This is a genomic window from Pararobbsia alpina, assembly GCF_965118125.1.
In the GTDB taxonomy this organism is placed as follows: Bacteria; Pseudomonadota; Gammaproteobacteria; order Burkholderiales; family Burkholderiaceae; genus Pararobbsia; species Pararobbsia alpina_A.
The window spans coordinates 2,666,621-2,684,675 of the sequence record NZ_OZ221287.1 but is presented as its reverse complement, the minus strand read 5'-3'; the positions used below and the strand labels follow the sequence as shown (position 1 = coordinate 2,684,675).

General features: G+C 61.5%; 17 protein-coding genes. 11 read left to right on the top strand and 6 right to left on the bottom strand.

All coding sequences use genetic code 11. The annotated features are described in order from the left end of the window. Positions 1 to 30: 30 nt before the first annotated feature. Entirely contained in the window at positions 31 to 738 is a 708-nt protein-coding gene (gene rnhB / locus ACMFWR_RS11645; RefSeq protein WP_413194864.1) for a ribonuclease HII, read from the top strand. Continuing rightward, positions 735 to 1,523 carry a TrmH family RNA methyltransferase gene (locus ACMFWR_RS11640; RefSeq protein WP_413191823.1) on the top strand — a complete coding sequence of 263 codons (789 nt, stop codon included), beginning with the start codon at positions 735 to 737 and terminating at the stop codon, positions 1,521 to 1,523. The genes rnhB and ACMFWR_RS11640 overlap by 4 nt, the downstream gene beginning before the upstream one ends. Before the next feature lie 129 nt (positions 1,524 to 1,652). On the opposite strand, the gene ACMFWR_RS11635 is transcribed toward ACMFWR_RS11640, so the two are convergent. Beyond that, the gene (locus tag ACMFWR_RS11635; RefSeq protein ID WP_413191822.1) at positions 1,653 to 2,564 is read right to left on the bottom strand and encodes a LysR family transcriptional regulator; all 912 of its coding nucleotides are present in this window, start codon (positions 2,562 to 2,564) and stop codon (positions 1,653 to 1,655) included. A 26-nt stretch (positions 2,565 to 2,590) separates the two neighbouring features. Beyond that, positions 2,591 to 3,406: a pyruvate, water dikinase regulatory protein gene (locus tag ACMFWR_RS11630; RefSeq protein ID WP_413191821.1), complete on the bottom strand. Its 816-nt coding sequence runs from the start codon at positions 3,404 to 3,406 to the stop codon at positions 2,591 to 2,593. A 329-nt stretch (positions 3,407 to 3,735) separates the two neighbouring features. Between ACMFWR_RS11630 and ppsA the strand changes: the two genes are divergently transcribed. From ppsA to ACMFWR_RS11615, 3 genes are all read left to right on the top strand, one after another. Continuing rightward, positions 3,736 to 6,126, top strand: coding sequence for a phosphoenolpyruvate synthase (gene ppsA / locus ACMFWR_RS11625; RefSeq protein ID WP_413191820.1), 2,391 nt, complete (start codon positions 3,736 to 3,738; stop codon positions 6,124 to 6,126). 235 nt (positions 6,127 to 6,361) lie between these two features. Continuing rightward, positions 6,362 to 6,772 carry an NfeD family protein gene (locus tag ACMFWR_RS11620; protein ID WP_413191819.1) on the top strand — a complete coding sequence of 137 codons (411 nt, stop codon included), beginning with the start codon at positions 6,362 to 6,364 and terminating at the stop codon, positions 6,770 to 6,772. Positions 6,773 to 6,794: 22 nt separating this feature from the next. Then, positions 6,795 to 7,769, top strand: coding sequence for an SPFH domain-containing protein (locus tag ACMFWR_RS11615; protein ID WP_413194863.1), 975 nt, complete (start codon positions 6,795 to 6,797; stop codon positions 7,767 to 7,769). A gap of 24 nt (positions 7,770 to 7,793) precedes the next feature. On the opposite strand, the gene smpB is transcribed toward ACMFWR_RS11615, so the two are convergent. Continuing rightward, positions 7,794 to 8,240: an SsrA-binding protein SmpB gene (gene smpB, locus ACMFWR_RS11610; RefSeq protein WP_413191818.1), complete on the bottom strand. Its 447-nt coding sequence runs from the start codon at positions 8,238 to 8,240 to the stop codon at positions 7,794 to 7,796. Positions 8,241 to 8,340: 100 nt separating this feature from the next. On the opposite strand from smpB, the gene ACMFWR_RS11605 reads away from it, so the two are divergent. Together ACMFWR_RS11605 and ACMFWR_RS11600 are read left to right on the top strand one after the other, a co-directional pair. Then, positions 8,341 to 8,775: a type II toxin-antitoxin system RatA family toxin gene (locus ACMFWR_RS11605; protein WP_413191817.1), complete on the top strand. Its 435-nt coding sequence runs from the start codon at positions 8,341 to 8,343 to the stop codon at positions 8,773 to 8,775. A gap of 37 nt (positions 8,776 to 8,812) precedes the next feature. Next, the gene (locus ACMFWR_RS11600; protein ID WP_413194862.1) at positions 8,813 to 9,145 is read left to right on the top strand and encodes an RnfH family protein; all 333 of its coding nucleotides are present in this window, start codon (positions 8,813 to 8,815) and stop codon (positions 9,143 to 9,145) included. An 89-nt stretch (positions 9,146 to 9,234) separates the two neighbouring features. Here ACMFWR_RS11600 and ACMFWR_RS11595 read toward each other — a convergent pair whose 3' ends face one another. The 3 genes from ACMFWR_RS11595 to ACMFWR_RS11585 form a co-directional block, all read right to left on the bottom strand. After that, positions 9,235 to 9,564 carry an AzlD domain-containing protein gene (locus ACMFWR_RS11595; protein WP_413191816.1) on the bottom strand — a complete coding sequence of 110 codons (330 nt, stop codon included), beginning with the start codon at positions 9,562 to 9,564 and terminating at the stop codon, positions 9,235 to 9,237. After that, a complete protein-coding gene (locus ACMFWR_RS11590; protein ID WP_413194861.1) occupies positions 9,561 to 10,244 on the bottom strand; it encodes an AzlC family ABC transporter permease in 684 nt (227 codons plus the stop codon). The genes ACMFWR_RS11595 and ACMFWR_RS11590 overlap by 4 nt, the downstream gene beginning before the upstream one ends. A gap of 93 nt (positions 10,245 to 10,337) precedes the next feature. Further along, positions 10,338 to 11,333, bottom strand: coding sequence for a DMT family transporter (locus ACMFWR_RS11585; RefSeq protein WP_413191815.1), 996 nt, complete (start codon positions 11,331 to 11,333; stop codon positions 10,338 to 10,340). 179 nt (positions 11,334 to 11,512) lie between these two features. Between ACMFWR_RS11585 and guaB the strand changes: the two genes are divergently transcribed. From guaB to ACMFWR_RS11565, 4 genes are all read left to right on the top strand, one after another. Continuing rightward, positions 11,513 to 12,973, top strand: coding sequence for an IMP dehydrogenase (guaB, locus tag ACMFWR_RS11580; protein WP_413191814.1), 1,461 nt, complete (start codon positions 11,513 to 11,515; stop codon positions 12,971 to 12,973). A 124-nt stretch (positions 12,974 to 13,097) separates the two neighbouring features. After that, on the top strand, positions 13,098 to 13,841 hold the full coding sequence (locus ACMFWR_RS11575; protein WP_413191813.1) for a hypothetical protein: 744 nt from the start codon (positions 13,098 to 13,100) through the stop codon (positions 13,839 to 13,841). A 32-nt stretch (positions 13,842 to 13,873) separates the two neighbouring features. Then, positions 13,874 to 15,484: a glutamine-hydrolyzing GMP synthase gene (gene guaA / locus ACMFWR_RS11570; protein WP_413191812.1), complete on the top strand. Its 1,611-nt coding sequence runs from the start codon at positions 13,874 to 13,876 to the stop codon at positions 15,482 to 15,484. 351 nt (positions 15,485 to 15,835) lie between these two features. Further along, positions 15,836 to 18,046, top strand: a complete 2,211-nt coding sequence (locus tag ACMFWR_RS11565; RefSeq protein ID WP_413191811.1) for a hypothetical protein — start codon at positions 15,836 to 15,838, stop codon at positions 18,044 to 18,046. Positions 18,047 to 18,055: the final 9 nt, after the last annotated feature.

The window sequence follows — 18,055 nt, the reverse complement described above, 5'->3', positions numbered from 1 at the left end:
CGTACTCGCGCCGGCGCGACCGCGCAGGTTATGCTCGACTTCGAAGATCCGACCGCGCTGCTGTGTGGCGTCGACGAAGTGGGCCGCGGCCCGCTCGCGGGCCCCGTGGTGGCCGCTGCCGTTATCTTTGACGCGACCAAGCCTGCGATTCGCGGACTGGCTGATTCGAAGGCGCTCACGCCGGCACGGCGTGAAGAACTCTACGAGAAGATCGTGTCGCGTGCGCTTGCGTACTGCGTCGCGTCAGCGTCGGTCGAAGAGATCGACAGCATCAATATCCTCCACGCGACCATGCTCGCGATGCAGCGTGCCGTGCTTGGGCTCGCGGTTGCGCCAGGTCTGGTCAAGGTGGACGGCAATCGCTGTCCGGTGCTGCCGATGCGTAGCGAAGCCGTGATCGGCGGGGATGCCACGGTGCCTCTGATCTCGGCCGCATCGATTCTGGCGAAGGTCACGCGTGATCGCATGCTCGTCGACCTGCATGCCGAGCACCCTGAATATGGCTTCAACGTGCATTCGGGCTATAGCACGCCCCAGCATATGGCTGCTTTGCGCCTTCACGGACCGACCATTCATCATCGTCATTCGTTCCAGCCTGTCCGTGTTGCGTGCGGTGCGTTCGGTATCACGGCGCGCGAATATACGGTGGCAAGGGCGCTGACCGATGATGTGGCGATCAAGGGCACCGTGTTGTTGCGCGGGGGATCGTTCGTGCCTGTTCAGGTGGATGTCGCATGAAGGTCGTGACCTCGCGCGATAACGCGCTCGTCAAACGGCTCCATGCGATGGCGGCTTCGACGTCTCAGCAGCGACGGGCCGAGTATGTGCTCGCCGAAGGCATTCACCTCGCCGCCGCGTTCCTCGATTCGAATCGCGCGCCGCATCAATGTGTAGTGAGCGAAAGCGCACTTGAGGACGATGAGGCGCAAGCTGTGCTGCGCCGGATCGACGATGCGCGCGTCACGATGCTGCCCGATGCGCTGTTCAAGCAAGTGTCAACGGTGGTGACCGGGGTAGGCTTACTGCTCCTGATCGATCGTGAAGAGCCGCAGATGCCCGATGCGATCGAAGCCGACTGCGTCGTGCTCGATGGTCTTCAGGATGCGGGCAATGTGGGTTCGATTTTGCGCAGCGCGGCCGCAGCCGGCGTGCGAGACGTGTTCTGCGTCACGGGCACGGCTTACGCTTGGTCGTCGAAGGTCTTGCGTTCGGGCATGGGCGCCCATTGGCACCTTGCCATTCACGAGCACGCGGAGCCTGCGGATCTGCTCGCACGATTGCGCGTGCCGGTTGCACTGACCGATTCGCATGGTGCGAAGCCCATCGATGAAGTCGATCTGCGCGGATCGGTGGCGTGGGTCTTCGGCAACGAAGGGGCGGGTGTTTCAGCCGCCTGGCGAGATGCGTCGCATACGCGGGTCACGATCCCGCAGCCGGGTGGCATGGAGTCACTGAACGTCGCCGCTGCGGCAGCGATTTGCTTATTCGAGCAAGGACGTCAACGGCGCGTGATGCGCGCTTAGGCACTCGGATTCAAATTCGGTGCTTGGGGATTCGCCAGCCGGGACGACGTACGCCCCAGTGGTGTTCACAGGCTGGCCGCTGTGCCCAGCCGATCCGTCGCGCGACGACGCGCGTCCCGCACACCGCTCTCAGACAAATCCAAACTGCTCACGGCAGTAATCGACGGTGAAGTCGATAAACGCGCGTGTCTTCGCCGAGATATGTTGCCGCCCCGGATACACAAGCGAGACGCCGACGGGGATGTTCGTGATTTTGTGATCGGCAAGCAGCCTGACAACCTCGCCTGAGTCGAGCGCCGGTTGCGCGAGTGCGCTGACGACGATCGAAAATCCGATGCCCGAGATCGCCGCATCGCGCACCATCATCGCGTTATTGACCTCATAGACGGGCCGCAGCGTCAACGTTTCGGATTCGCCCTGCGCATTCTCGATGTCATAGTTGTGCGACGACGTCCACCCGTTGAGGCCGACGAAAGGGTGACCGAGCAAATCGAGCGGTGTCTCAGGGGTGCCGTGTTCGGCGAGATAGGCGGGCGATGCAACGATCCAGACGTCGCCGCCCATCAGCGGGCGCCGGATCAGCGAATCACTCTGCACCATGCCGTGCGTCATGATGCCCACGTCGAACCCTTCCTCAACAAGGTCAACCATACGATCGAGCAGCACGACGCGTAGGTTGACCTTCGGATAGCGCTTGCGGAATTCCGTGAACAGCAACGTGCCCGCGGCAAGCCCGAACGACGCCGACGAGGCAATGCGCAAGGTGCCGACCGGCTCGCGAGCGGCATTCGAAATCTGCGCTTCGACGTCGTCGAGTTGTTCGACAAGCGAGCGGCAGGTTTCGAGATAGGTTTCGCCGGCCTCGGTCAGCGACAGCTTGCGCGTCGTGCGATTGAGCAGCCGGGTATTGAGATGGGCTTCGAGCATCGCGACCTGGCGCGTCACGACGGCTTTCGAGAGATCGAGCGAACGCGCGGCAGCCGCAAAGCTGCCGGCATCGACGATCTTCGCAAAGATGCGCATGGCTTCAAGCTGATTCATGGCCGCTCGTGTTCAATGCGCTTCGATCAATACGGAGGACGATCGAGCTTGATTTCCTGAAGCACGGTCGTCGCGATTTCCTCGATCGACTTGTGCGTCGAAGACAGCCACTTGATGCCTTCGCGACGCATCATCGCTTCGGCTTCGTTGACCTCGTAGCGGCAGTTTTCGGGCGCGGCGTACTTGCTGCCAGGGCGTCGTTCGTTGCGAATCTCGGACAGGCGCACCGGATCGATCGTGAGTCCGAACAACTTGTTGCGATGTTCGAGCAGCGCGGTCGGCAGCTTGCCGCGTTCGAAGTCTTCCGGGATCAACGGATAGTTGGCGGCCTTCACGCTGTGCTGCATCGCCAGATACAGACTCGTCGGCGTCTTGCCGCTGCGCGAGACGCCGCACAGGATCACGTCGGCTTCTGCAAGGCTGCGGTTCGACTGCCCGTCATCGTGCGCAAGCGAGAAATTGATCGCCTCGATCCGGTTCTTGTATTCCTCGGTATCCGCATTGCCGTGCCCGCGACCCATCGCATGGTTCGACTTGGCTTCAAGCTCGAGCTCGAGTGGCTGGATAAAGCTCTGGAACATGTCCATCACCAGGGCCTGCGTGCCCTTGAGGATCTCGTTCGAGCCGGAATCGACAAGCGTCGTGAAGACAATCGGGCGACGCTGTTCCTGTAGCGCCGCCGCATTGATTTTTTCGGCGGTTGCGTAGGCCTTGTCGTAAGAGTCGACAAACGGCACGCGAACTAGCCGGAACTTAAGGTCAAATTGGGAGAGGATCGAGTGCGCAAACGTTTCGGCAGTGATGCCGGTCCCGTCCGAGACGATAAATACGGTCGGCGGCATGGAGGCTCGTTATGTGTGGAAAACCGGGATGTGGCACGCGTGCTGCTCTGGCAAGCACTGAATTGTGACAATGCCGTACGCGCAATCCACCTATCTGTGGTTAGAATAGCGGCAAACCTGTGGGATAAGCAATTGTGGGGACAGGGCGTTCGACGCCGTGTCCACGCGGTGGAACGGTTCGTTGTCCGTGACTTGACGGCGTATCGAAGCTCTGCACAAACGATGGCTTATCCGACAGGTTGTGCGGTGCAGCCGCTGCGCTTTGTAGCGCGACGCTTGCAAAGCCCCAATCGCGTAACCGTGTTTTTTCTACACTGTTAGGGGCTTTTATGAACCACGCAGAACACGACGGCGCTTACGTAGTTCCGTTCGAAAACTTGCGTATGAACGACGTCGAAGTCGTAGGGGGCAAGAACGCATCACTCGGGGAAATGATCAGTCAGCTCGCTGGCGCCGGAGTTCGGGTGCCGGGCGGGTTCGCGACCACTGCGCTCGCGTTTCGTGACTTTCTCCACGCCAACGACCTGACCGAGCGGATCGCCAAGCGGCTCGATTCGCTGAATATCGACGATGTGAAGGCCCTCGCCGAAGCCGGTGCGGAGATCCGTCAATGGATCGTCGACGCGCCGTTGCAGGCTCGGCTCGAACAGGAGATCCGTGAGCACTTCAAACGACTCGAGGCCGAATCGCCTGCCGAGTTGTCGTTTGCCGTGCGCTCGTCGGCGACCGCCGAGGATCTGCCCGACGCATCGTTCGCGGGTCAACAGGAGAGCTATCTGAATGTGGTCGGCATCGATCAGGTGCTCGATCGCATGAAGCATGTGTTCGCGTCGTTGTATAACGATCGCGCAATCTCCTATCGCGTCCACAAGGGCTTCACGCATGCTGAAGTGGCCTTGTCAGCCGGGGTTCAGCGCATGGTGCGCTCGGACGTCGGTTCGGCGGGCGTCATGTTCACGCTCGATACCGAAACCGGCTTCAAGGATGCCGTGTTCATCACGTCGAGCTATGGACTCGGGGAAACCGTCGTCCAGGGCGCCGTGAATCCTGACGAGTTCTACGTCTTCAAGCCCACGCTCGAGCAGGGCAAGTATCCGATCATTCGCCGAACGATCGGCTCGAAGCTCATCAAGATGGAATTCACAAAGCCTGGCGAAGCCGGTCGCGTGAAGACACTCGATGTCGCTCCGGAGCTGCGCAATCGCTATTCGCTGAACGACGACGATGTGATCGAACTCGCGAAGTACGCGGTCATCATCGAAAAGCACTACCAGCGCCCGATGGACATCGAATGGGGCAAGGACGGCCGCGACGGCAAGCTCTATATCCTTCAGGCACGCCCTGAAACGGTCAAGAGCCAGGCCAACGGCAAGTCCGAGCACCGTTACAAGCTGCGCGGCAGCGCGCCGCTGCTGACGACGGGCCGTGCAATCGGCCAGAAGGTCGGCGCCGGTCCGGTGCGCGTGATTCGTGACCCGTCGGAGATGGAGCGCGTGCAGCCCGGTGACGTGCTGGTTGCCGACATGACGGATCCGAACTGGGAACCCGTGATGAAGCGCGCGTCCGCGATCGTGACGAACCGTGGCGGGCGGACATGCCACGCCGCGATTATCGCGCGCGAGCTCGGTGTGCCCGCCGTGGTGGGTTGCGGCGATGCGACCGATACGTTGAAGGACGGTTCGCTCGTGACCGTGTCGTGCGTCGAAGGCGATGAAGGCAAGATCTACGACGGCCTGATCGAAACCGAAGTGACGGAAGTGCAGCGCGGCGAGCTGCCGCCGCCGCCGGTCAAGATCATGATGAACATCGGCAATCCGCAACTGGCGTTCGATTTCAGCCAGCTGCCGAATGCGGGTGTCGGCCTCGCGCGACTCGAGTTCATCATCAACAACAATATCGGCGTGCATCCGCGCGCGATTCTCGAGTATCCGAATGTTGATCCGGATCTCAAGAAGGCGGTCGAGAGCGTGGCACGCGGGCATGCTTCGCCGCGCGCGTTCTATGTCGACAAGCTCGCTGAAGGCATCGCGACGATCGCCGCGGCGTTTTACCCGAAGCCCGTCATCGTGCGTTTGTCCGACTTCAAGTCGAACGAGTACAAGAAGCTGATCGGCGGTTCGCGGTTCGAGCCGGACGAAGAGAATCCGATGCTCGGTTTCCGTGGCGCATCGCGGTATATCGCCGAGGATTTCGCGGCCGCGTTCGAGATGGAGTGCATCGCACTGCGTCGCGTGCGTGAAGACATGGGCCTGACGAACGTCGAGATCATGGTGCCGTTCGTACGTACGGTCGGCCAGGCACAGCGCGTCGTCGGGCTGCTCGACAAGTTCGGGCTCAAGCGCGGCACGAATGGTTTGCGCCTGATCATGATGTGCGAGGTGCCGTCGAACGCGATTCTCGCCGAGCAGTTCCTCGAACATTTCGACGGCTTCTCGATTGGCTCGAACGACCTGACGCAGCTGACGCTGGGTCTGGACCGCGACTCGGGCATGGAGTTGCTCGCTGTGGACTTCGACGAACGCGATCCGGCGGTGCGCTTCATGCTGAGTCGCGCCATTGCCGAGTGCAAGAAGCAGAACAAGTACGTCGGCATCTGCGGTCAGGGCCCGTCGGATCATCCGGATTTTGCACAGTGGCTCGCCGATGAAGGCATCGAGTCGATCTCGTTGAACCCTGACTCGGTCATCGACACGTGGCAGGCGCTCGCAAAGTCGGCCTGATGACGGCTTAAGACTATCGACGGATGGATTGTCGACGGATGGATTGTCGATAGCACTGAAAACCGCGACCCGGCAACGGGTGGCGGTTTTTTTATCGCGAACTCATCGGGGCGATGCGACGTCTTAGTCTTATAGGCCAGGGACGGGCCGGACAATCGCTCGGGGTCGGAGCGTTGTGCTATAAAACCGGCACATCAATCGAATACGCGGGGACGGCATGCACTGGGTGAGCGGAATGTGGTGGATTGCCGCGGGCGCGTTGTTGCTCGGCGAGCTTGCCACCGGCACGTTTTATCTGCTGATGGTGGCGTGCGGTTGCGTCGCAGCGGGCCTCGTCCGGCTCGCGGGTGGATCGCTCGAGGTGCAATGGGCGCTCGCCGCAGTGGTCGCCGCGCTGGCCGTCTATGGACTGCGTCGTGCGCGAAATGCGCGTTTTGTGCGTATCGATCCTCAGCACAATCCTGATATCAATCTCGACATCGGCGCCACCCTCGATATTGCGAGCTGGCGAGACGGTGTCGCGCGCGCGGTGTATCGCGGCGCGGAGTGGGATGTTGAACTGGCACCGGGCGAGACGCCGCACGCGGGACGCTTTCAGGTCGTCGCGCTGCGCGGCAGCCGGCTTGTGGTTCGAGAATCCATCTGAATAAAAACGGGGAGTACCTATGATCGATTCGGGGATTATTTTTGTTGTGTTGTTCGTCGTGGTGGTGGGGCTGGTCATCCAGACCGTGAAGATCGTGCCCCAACAGCATGCGTTCGTGCTTGAACGGTTAGGGCGCTTTCATGCCGTGCTGGCCCCGGGGCTGACGATCGTGTTGCCGTTCGTCGACCGGATTGCCTATAAGCACACCCTCAAGGAAGTGCCGCTCGAAGTGCCGAGCCAGGTCTGTATCACGCGCGACAACACGCAGCTTCAGGTCGACGGTGTCCTGTATTTCCAGGTGACCGATCCGATGAAGGCGTCGTACGGCACGAGCAACTATCTGCTCGCGATCACGCAGCTCGCGCAGACCACGCTGCGTTCGGTCATCGGCAAGCTCGAGCTCGACAAGACGTTCGAAGAGCGTGATGTGATCAACCACAGCATTGTCACGGCGCTGGATGAGGCCGCGCAGAACTGGGGCGTCAAGGTCCTGCGGTATGAGATCAAGGATTTGACGCCGCCCAAGGAAATTCTGCATGCGATGCAGTCGCAGATCACGGCGGAACGCGAAAAGCGTGCACTGATTGCCGCGTCGGAAGGGCGTCGCCAGGAGCAGATCAATCTCGCGGCGGGCGCGCGCGAGGCAGCGATCCAGAAATCCGAGGGCGAGCGGCAGGCTGCGATCAACAAGGCGCAAGGCGAGGCGTCCGCCATCCTTGCGGTTGCCGAAGCCAATGCCCAGGCGATTCAGAAGATCGCGCTGTCGATCCAGTCCGCCGGCGGTATGGAAGCGGTCAACCTCAAGGTCGCCGAGCAATATGTGAATGCCTTCGGCGGCCTGGCAAAGACCGGCAACACCCTGATCGTGCCGGCGAACATGAGCGACATGAGCTCGATGATTGCGTCGGCACTGACGATCGTCAAGCAGGGTGGGCCGAATGCCGGAGGCCCTACCGGCGGTACAGCTGCCGGTAGCGAAGCCAAGCCGTATCGGTAAATAACGCCCCCGGGCGGCGCGCGCTCAGCGCGCCGTCTTCATCAGTTGCGCGCGCTCGCGCTGCCAGTCGCGCTGCTTCTCGGTATCGCGCTTGTCGTGGAGCTTCTTGCCCTTGGCGAGGCCGATCTCACATTTGACGCGACCCTTCGTGTAGTGAAGGTTTAACGGCACGAGCGTATAACCGCGTTGTTCGACCTTGCCGATCAGCTTGCTGATCTCTTCGGCGTGCAACAGCAGTTTGCGCGTGCGCAGCGGGTCGGGCTTGATATGCGTCGACGCGCTGAGAAGCGGGCTGATATGTGCTCCAATCAGGAAGATTTCGGCGCCATTGATGACGACGTACGCTTCCTTGATTTGCGAGCGCCCCGCGCGAATGGCCTTGACCTCCCACCCTTCGAGCACGAGGCCGGCTTCATGGCGTTCTTCGATGAAGTAATCGAAGAAGGCCTTTTTGTTATCGACAATGCTCATGGAGTCGGGCCTGATAAAATCGCGATTTTAGCAAAGCGGCGTACGGGTGAACGACGCTTTGTTGGCACGCGCATGCGTCACGTTGACGCGCATTCCTGATATGGCAGACGTACAAAAAACGGTCCTGATCCGGCACTCGGCGGAAGAGATGTTCGATCTGGTCACCGATGTGGCCGACTATCCGAACTTTCTACCGTGGTGCGGCGGCGTCGATATTCGCCATCAGAGCGAAAACGGCGTCGAGGCACGCATCGATATCAACTTCAAGGGCATCAAGCAGCATTTCGCCACGCGTAACAAGCAAACGCGCCCGAGTCGTATCGATATGGAGTTCGCAGACGGTCCTTTCAAGAAGTTCACCGGATTCTGGGTGTTCACGCCTTTGCGCGCCGACGCATGCAAGATCGAATTCGCACTGCACTATGAGTTTTCGAGCATCATCCTCGAGAAGCTCATCGGTCCCGTGTTCAGCCACATCGCCAACACGTTCGTCGAGTCGTTCGTCAAGCGAGCGAATACGCGCTATGCCAAGTGATCCCGTAGCTTATGCCGATGCTGAGGGCTCGGGCAATATGACCGGGCGCGTCCTGATCGAAATTTGCTACGCGTTGCCCGATCGGCAGACGCTGGTGCCGATCGAGGTCGAGTCGGGCACGACGATCCGGCAGGCGATCGAACGCTCGGGCATCATCGCGACCCATCCGGACATCGATCTGACCACGCTGGCCGTCGGCGTATTCGGCAAAATCGCCACGCTCGATACGGTGGTATCGCCGGGCGATCGTGTCGAAATCTACCGCGCCCTGATCGTCGATCCGAAGCTCGCCCGCCAGCGTCGCGTCGAGAAAACTCGCACCACGTCCGTAGAAGGGCGCCGCTGGGTCGCGAAAGAGCGCCGACGCTAACCGTCCAGGCTGACGGACGCAAACTCGCGGCCAGCGGTCAGCGGCCTCAAGACTCGCAGCGCCCAAGCTAGTGGTTCAAGCTAACGGCCTCAGATCACCCAGAACTGCCACGCGAAAAACAGCGCCAGGCCAAACGCAATGGTCGCCAGCGCGTGCCGCGTCGTGAATCCGACGATGGCGGTGCCGATGGCGGCGACCAGCTGCGGATTGCGCCACGTCAGTTCGGCATCGCCGTGATGCGGGGCGATCACGATCGGGACAATGATCGCCGTGAGCACGGTCACGGGTACAAAACCCAGCGCCGTACGCACGATCGGCGCAAATCGCGCGCGATCGCCGAGGATCAACACCGAAGCCTTGACCAGATAAGTCACGATCGCCATGCCGACGATCATCAGGATGCCCTGAGCGGTGCTCATCGCGCCTCCTTGCGTTGTTGCCAGATGGTCAGCACGGTGCCGACGGCGACGCCCGCGAGGACGGCTGCGAGCAAGCCGAGCTGGTACGGCAGGTGACGCCAGAAATAGGCGAGGGCACCCGCCGTCAGCGCCGCGGCGGCAAAGCGCGCGACCCGGACCTGGGGCATCACGATCGCGATAAACGTCGCCACCATCGCGAAATCGAGTCCGAGCGACTGCAAGCCCGGGAACGCGGCGCCGAACAGCAGGCCGATCGCGGTAAAGAGCTGCCAGTTCAGGTACATCGCAAGGCCGGAGCCGAGAAAATGCCAGTGAGCGACAGGCGATCCCGGATGCGTCTGCTCATAAGCGACCGCGACCGCGAAGGTCTCGTCGACCAGCAGCAATCCGAGCCCCGCGCGCCAGCGCAGCGGCAGATGCGACAGGCGCGCCGACAGGGCTGCGGCATACAGCAGGTGGCGTCCGTTCACGATCAATGTCGTGAACCAGATCACGGCGAGCGCGGCGTGGCTCGCGACGAGGCCGACCGCGATAAACTGACTCGAACCCGCAAACACGATCAGCGACATCAGCTGTCCGAGCCACGGGCCGAGGTCGTGGCCGGGCAACGTCATGACGAGCGCGCCAAAGATGATGCCGAACGGCGCCGCGCCGACGAGCATGGGAATCGTGTCTCGCATGCCGGCGACAAAGGCCGAGCGAGGCGAGGGTACGGGCGGCGCCGAGGCGCCGGGATGTAAAGGAGCGGCAGCTTGCGGAGTCATGGTGTTCATTTAATGCGTCGAGATCTCGGCTTCGTCTTCGATTCGATGCGGCATCGGGTCATCGAGCGAATGCAGCCGTACGGACCAGCTCACGCCGATCACCAGCAGCGCAATCGCTGCGAATTCAAGGCCACGCGGCATCCGGCCGTCATAGACGAAGCCGTACACGAGCGCAAACAGGGTCTCAAAGACGATCATCTGGCCCGACAGCGTCAGCGGCAGCCGTTTCGCGGCGGCGTTCCAGAGCCCGTTGCCAAGCCACGATGCGCCGATCGCGAGAATCAGGTTCAGCACCCAGAACGCGTGCCAGCGCGCGTCGGGCGTCGGCGGCTGGACCGTGCCCGACGGCAGCGCCACGACAATCAGAAACAGGGCAAGGCCCAGCAGTCCGGTCGCGATGCCCCACAGCGTCGACCACTCGTGCCCGGTGAAGCGCGGATTGCGCTGCAGATAGCGTGCGTTTTCGACGGCGAACCAGGTCCAGCTGAGCAGCGCGCCGACTGCGCACAGCACCCCGACAATCTGCGACCCCAGGCCCGTATCGGCCGCCACGCCTGCAGCTTGCGCACCTCCTGCACCGAAAAACACATCGATATTGATGCATGCGATGCCGGCCAGCACGAGGCCAAGCGGCAAAACAAGCCTCGCCAGCGGCACGGCGCCGTGATCGCGGCGGCCGGCCAGTGTCACGGTCACCGGCAACACCCCGATGATCAGCGAGGTGGGGGCGATCCCGACCCGATGCACCGCCTGCGCAAGGAAGACGTAGTAGACGAGGTTCCCGGTCAGGGCCAGGCGGAACAACGTCAAAGCGTCGCCGAGCGTGAGCTTGGGCCATACGTTGCGGGCGATCGGCACGAAAGCGAGCAGCGAGACGGCGCCGTACATCATGTAGCGGCCCGCCGACAACAGCCAGGGCGAGAAGTCCGCAAGCAGCCGTGGGGCCAGGAAAACCGTGCCCCAGAGTGCGCCGGCCAGAATCCCGTAAATCACTCCGCGCTGCATGCTGCGTGCTCCTTCGTCTGCGTGTCTGTCGTTGAAGAAGGTACAGAGTAGGGGGCGGCGCAGATGTCTGTCTTGTGAAATTCTGCAAACCCGGAGGTAAAACCTGCCGCGCGAGTGGGGCACACCAACGAATCGGAAGACTTCGCGTATAATCCGCTTTTGCGCCTATAGGATTTGCTATGCGTCTTATCCAAAAAGCACTCACGTTCGATGATGTGCTGCTCGTGCCCGCGTTCTCCAGTGTCCTCCCGCGTGACACCAGCCTCAAAACCCGCCTCTCTCGCAATATCTCGCTGAATATTCCCCTCGTGTCCGCCGCCATGGACACCGTCACCGAAGGTCGCCTGGCGATCGCGATGGCGCAGCAAGGTGGTATCGGCATCGTCCACAAGAACCTCACCCCGGCCGACCAGGCGCGCGAAGTCGCGAAGGTCAAGCGTTTCGAGTCCGGCGTTTTGCGCGATCCGATCACGGTGCCCGCGCATATGAAGGTTCGTGACGTCATCGAACTGTCGCAACAGCATGGCATTTCCGGTTTCCCGGTCGTCGAAGGCCCGCAACTCATCGGGATCGTGACGAACCGCGACCTGCGCTTTGAAGCCCGTCTCGACGAGACGGTGCGCGCGATCATGACGCCGCGCGAGCGCCTGATCACCGTCAAGGAAGGCACGCCGCTCGCCGACGCGAAGGCGCTGATGCATCATCACCGCCTCGAGCGCGTGCTCGTCGTCAACGACGCGTTCGAGCTGCGCGGCCTCATCACGGTCAAGGACATTCTCAAGGCGACCGAACATCCGCTGGCCGCCAAGGACCAGCACGGCAAGCTGCGCGTGGGCGCCGCCGTCGGTGTCGGTCCCGACAATGAAGAACGCGTCGAACTGCTGGTCAAGGCCGGCGTCGACGTGATCGTCGTCGATACGGCACACGGTCACAGCCAGGGCGTGCTGGAGCGCGTTCGCTGGGTCAAGAAGCACTTCCCGCAAGTCGATGTGATCGGCGGCAACATCGCGACCGCGGATGCGGCGCGTGCACTGGTCGAGTATGGCGCCGACGGCGTCAAGATCGGTATCGGCCCGGGCTCCATCTGCACGACGCGGATCGTCGCAGGCGTGGGCGTGCCGCAGATCACCGCGATTGCCAATGTGTCGGAAGCGCTCAAGGGCACGGGCGTGCCGTGCGTCGGCGACGGTGGCATCCGCTTCTCGGGCGACGTCGCGAAGGCGCTCGCCGCCGGTGCGGACACCGTCATGATGGGTAGCATGTTCGCCGGCACCGAAGAAGCGCCGGGCGAAGAGTTCCTGTTCCAGGGCCGCACGTACAAGGCATATCGCGGCATGGGATCGGTCGGCGCGATGAAGGACGGCGCAGCAGACCGCTATTTCCAGGACAACTCGGCGAATATCGACAAGCTCGTGCCGGAAGGCATCGAAGGCCGCGTCGCTTACAAGGGCAGCGTCAACGCGATTCTGTTCCAGCTCACGGGCGGTGTGCGCGCGAGCATGGGCTACTGCGGTTGCAGCACGATCGACGAATTCCACGAGAAGTCGGGCTTTGTGGAGATCACGACCGCCGGCATGCGCGAATCGCACGTGCACGACGTTCAGATCACGAAGGAAGCGCCGAACTATCACGTCGATTGATGTTGATTGAGCGCGAACGGGCCGAAAGGCCCGTTTTCGCAAGAGGGCGGCGCGTGCGGCGTTTGCGGCGCAATCGGGCGGGCGTGACATTTGCGCAGCTCCTGGCACAGACAAGGAGAGAGCGATGAAACCGATCTTGCGGGCTTTGCTGGTCGTCGATGGCATCATCACCCTGGTGCTGGGTCTCGCGCTCGTTGCTTCGCCCTGGGCGAACACGATCGTCGCGCTTCAGGCGGTCGCGCCGCAGCCGCCGGCACTCGGCCAGTTGTTCGGCATCACGCTGCTCGGCTTTGCCTGGCTGCAGTTGCATGCGGCCTACGATGGGCAGCTCACGATCTCGGTTGCGCGCGTCAGCGGCCACGTGGGCTGGATCAGCGGGATTGTGCTGCTGGTCTGGCTGATTGCCTTGCATAGCGCGACCGTCGACACGAACCGTGCGTTTGTGTTCTCGGGGCCGGCGATTGCGATCGTGCTGCTCGTCGTGGGGCTTGGGCTGGTGAGGCTGGCGAGTGCCGTGAGGCGCCGCAATCTGCAACTGGCCGCCGGCGCCACATCGGCCGAAAACGCTGAGCGTGCTGCGCGCAAGTCGCGTGGCGTCGATCGTGAACGAGAGCTCGAACGCGAGCGAGCCGCGGCGCGCGGCATCGACGCCGAGCCGGTATTCGGTCATTCCGGTGCGCCCGAAAGCAAGGCCGGTGACCCGTGGTCCGCAACGTCCGCGAGAGCCGTTGATCCGACCGGTGCGCCCGTGCGAACCGTCGTCGATCCTGCGACCGGGCAGGAACGCGCCGTACACGAAAACGAGCTGCATGATCCGCGCGATCCGCGTGTCACGCTGCCGCCTGACGAAATTCGCAGGCCGTTATAAATGAATTCAAGCTGTCAGTCACTCTAGAACCTATGTCGACCGCACCCACCCACACCGTCCCGCATGACCGCATCCTGATCCTCGATTTCGGCTCCCAAGTGACGCAGCTCATTGCGCGTCGCGTGCGTGAAGCCCATGTCTACTCCGAGATTCATCCCCACGATGTCGACGCCGCATTCGTTCGCGAATTCGCACCGAAGGGCATCATCCTGTCGGGGGGGCCGAACTCGGTGACGGAGGAAGACACCCCGCGCGTGCCGCAGATCGTGTTCGAACTCGGCGTGCCGGTGCTGGGGATCTGTTATGGCATGCAGTCGATGGCCGAACAACTCGGCGGCAAGGTCGAAGGCGGTCACACCCGTGAGTTCGGCTACGCGGAAATTCGCGCCCACGGCCATACGAAGCTCTTCAGCGGCATCCAGGACTTCGAGACGGCCGAAGGTCACGGCATGCTCAAGGTCTGGATGAGCCACGGCGACAAGGTGACCGAGATGCCTGCCGGCTTCAAGCTGATGGCATCGACGCCGTCGTGCCCGGTCGCCGGCATGGCCGACGAAGAACGCGGCTTCTATGCCGTGCAGTTCCACCCCGAAGTCACGCATACGGTGCAGGGCCGCGCGATTCTCAATCGCTTCGTCCTTGAACTGTGCAAGGCACGTCCCGACTGGGAGATGGGCCACTACATCGACGAGGCCGTCGAGCACATTCGTGCGCAGGTCGGCAACGAGCACGTGATCCTGGGCTTGTCGGGCGGCGTCGATTCGTCGGTTGCGGCCGCGCTGCTGCATCGTGCGATCGGCGATCAGCTGACGTGCGTATTCGTCGATCACGGCTTGCTGCGCCTCAATGAAGCCGAGCAGGTCATGGAGACGTTCGCGAATCACCTCGGCGTCAAGGTGATTCATATCGATGCAAGCGAACAATTCCTGGGCAAGCTCAAGGGCGTGACCGATCCCGAAGCCAAGCGCAAGATCATCGGCGCCGAGTTCGTCGAAGTGTTCCAGGTCGAAGCCGGCAAGCTGACCGATGCGAAGTGGCTCGCGCAAGGCACGATCTACCCGGACGTCATCGAATCGGCCGGCAAGGGCAAGAAGGCCGCGCAGACGATCAAGAGCCATCACAACGTCGGTGGTCTGCCCGAGACGCTGAACCTCAAGTTGCTCGAGCCGTTGCGTGAGCTGTTCAAGGATGAAGTCCGCGAACTCGGTGTGGCACTGGGTCTGCCGCCCGCGATGGTGTATCGCCATCCGTTCCCGGGCCCGGGTCTGGGCGTGCGTATTCTCGGCGAGGTCAAGCGCGAGTACGCCGAACTGCTGCGTCGCGCCGATGCGATCTTTATCGAGACGCTGCGCGACACGATCGATCCGACGAGCGGCAAGTCGTGGTACGAACTGACGAGCCAGGCATTTGCCGTGTTCCTGCCAGTGCGCAGCGTGGGCGTGATGGGTGATGGCCGCACTTACGAATTCGTTGTGGCATTGCGCGCGGTGCAGACGCAGGACTTCATGACTGCACATTGGGCGCATCTGCCGCATGAGCTTCTGGGTCATGTGTCGAACCGCATCATCAACGAAGTGCGCGGTTTGAATCGTGTGGTCTACGATATTTCGGGTAAGCCGCCTGCGACGATCGAGTGGGAATAAGCGGGAGCTCCGGGGCTCGATGAACGGCCCTGAAAAGCGGCCCTGATACGTTAAGCCGTCCTCGCAGCGTTGTCGCAAACCTGCTCTGGCGCGCATCTGTCCTTTCCGGGCAGATGCGCGCCTTGTTTTTTGCCTCTCCTTAGTCGCAGCGCGTCAAGCCATGCACGGCACCCTCTTCTGTGTCTGCGCTGCGAACATTTCCATCTGACTCCACGTTTTAACGCTGACTCCTCGGCCCGCGTCGACGGGTAAACACTAGCCGTAAATTGGCAGGTTTGCGCCTGTCCGTGCTAATTCAGATAGTTCCGACTGCAATCATCCTCAACTGTGACGTATGCAGAAGGATGAGACATGCGAGTAGACATCAAGGCTTCAAATGCGTGCGCTGCTTCTTCCGCGGGGTTGGCGAGGCCGGGAGCAAGTGCCGGCGCATCAACCGCGCTCGGATTCGTCACGCAAGTCAGGAATACGGTTTCAAATATCAACCGATACGAAGTGGCCGAAGGTAGCTATCTTGCGATGCGCAACAAAGACGCTATCGGAAATGGTCATCCGCTGGACGCCATCCTGGATCAGGCGAAGGGGATGGTGCAAACGTCGTCTTCGCCACGCGACTATTTTTACGGGATAGGCAACCCGGGCGGCGGTCTGGCGGCGGGTCTTTGCTTTGGCGCGGGCACCCTGGCTTACCAAGGCATCATCGGAATCCCTGGCGCGTTCTCGGAGATCCAGGCCGCATCGGCCCGGCATAGTGGGCTTACGGAGCAGTGCGAGAAGGTTGAGCAAGCGCTTGGCAGTCTGAGCCAGGCGAAACCCGTTCTTTTGAGCGAAGCGATTGCCGTCGAATGTGCGGTGATGTTCGAGACGCACCTCAAGGACGAAATCAAAGCGGCGTTAATGCGGAACGCACGATACTCGAGCATCGGGGACATGGGGCTGCTGGGGAGCTCGAACACCACGTACAGAACGGGCATGAGTTTGTTGCTGAGCATTGCGGGTGCGTTTGTGCCGAACAGTCCCGGCCTGATACTGGTGACGGCCGTGTGGGGAGGCGTCGTTACGTTTGTGCTAATGCCCGTAGCGGCGATCACGACGCTTGCGTCAGCCGGTCTGATCATGCGCCAGGCAATAGAGAGCTGCAATCGCGTCGCGAACGAGCGGAAGCTCGTAGAGGACGTTGCTGCGAGCGAGCCACCTCCGCGAAATTCGTTCGAGCGCGAATTCGATACCTTTATCGACGGTAACTTGTCGGTGCGCGAAAGTTCCGCAGTCGTGTTCAAGCGATGGTGTGTCGCCTTTCTCGCCGGATCTTGCCTGTTCGCGGCCAGCGCGGTTGTCAGCGCAGTGTTCGGCGGTGCTGTGATGCTGGGCGTTGCTGCTTTGCTCGCAACACCCGTCGGCTTGGGCATTGCCATTGCGGGCGGTGTGATCGGGGGCCTGGTGTTACTTGTATGCTCCGTACGCTTCGTCAAGGCGTATGGCAAAAACAAAGCGCAACACAGTTATCGGTTGGATGATTCGCGCTTTCTGGGGCGTCGTTTCGACGATCTTCACACGACGTACGCCCATGCAATGAGTTCGTGTGTGGCGGCGTCCGACTCGGACAGGCTGCGCTCGGATGGTCTTCGAGCGGCTCTGCACGGCTTTCAGCGTCAAACGGACAATACGAGGCAGGCCTTTCTCATGATGGCAGCCGGTCCAGAAAAATACTATGAGTGGCAAGCCCGCGAGACCGATCGCGATGAGATCGGAGAGCTGACGAGCAAGAGAAGCCAGCCGTATAAGAACGTTCTGGCACGCGGACGATACTTCAGTGCCTACGTGAGCAAGCGCCTCAAGGGCGCAACGCATGGCGCGGCGCTCAGGGAGGCGCGATACGTGTATGGCCGATACGCAGACACGCTGACCGTGGAGGCGCTCGCGAGCTGGCTTGAGGGGGTAGATGACCTTTCAATCGTCAACACGCCGGAGGGTAAGAGTCGGCACGATGTGCTGCTCGAGCGTGAAAAAACTCAGCGGGCGTTACTGGTCAGCATGCTTGCGACACATCAGGAGTATCTGAGAAAGAAGACGCAAGCGTTCGAAGCGCTCCAGCAAACCTTCTTTACTTCGGAAAATTTGCCTTCCGAACTCGAAAAATCACTTGGCGCTGCGAAAGCGGAATACGAGAGGGATCGCGATCTGCTGACGGAAATCGATGCGCTCCTGACCGAGGCGCTTGCTACCCCGGATCGGAAGCCCCTTCGACTCACAGATCTCAAGCGTGAGTTTTTGCGTCTTCAGTCGACGCCTAAGGAAAGTAAGGCGCACTCGGATTCGACGTGTTCGCTGGATATGCGATTGGCACGCTACCTCCTTGAGGAAATGCCTGAAGAATTCGCGGCCACGCTCGACATTTTGCCGTCCATGCATGCGCATGCCTGTCACGTTCTTCATTCAATGAAGCTGCGCGAAGCTGAGAACGCACTTGCTGCGCTGGAGCGAGAGGGCGAACTGGCAGACTACATTCGCAAGATCGAGGAGCGTTCGCGGCGCCCACGTGAGACGAGGCATAGCGGCTGAGTTGACGCG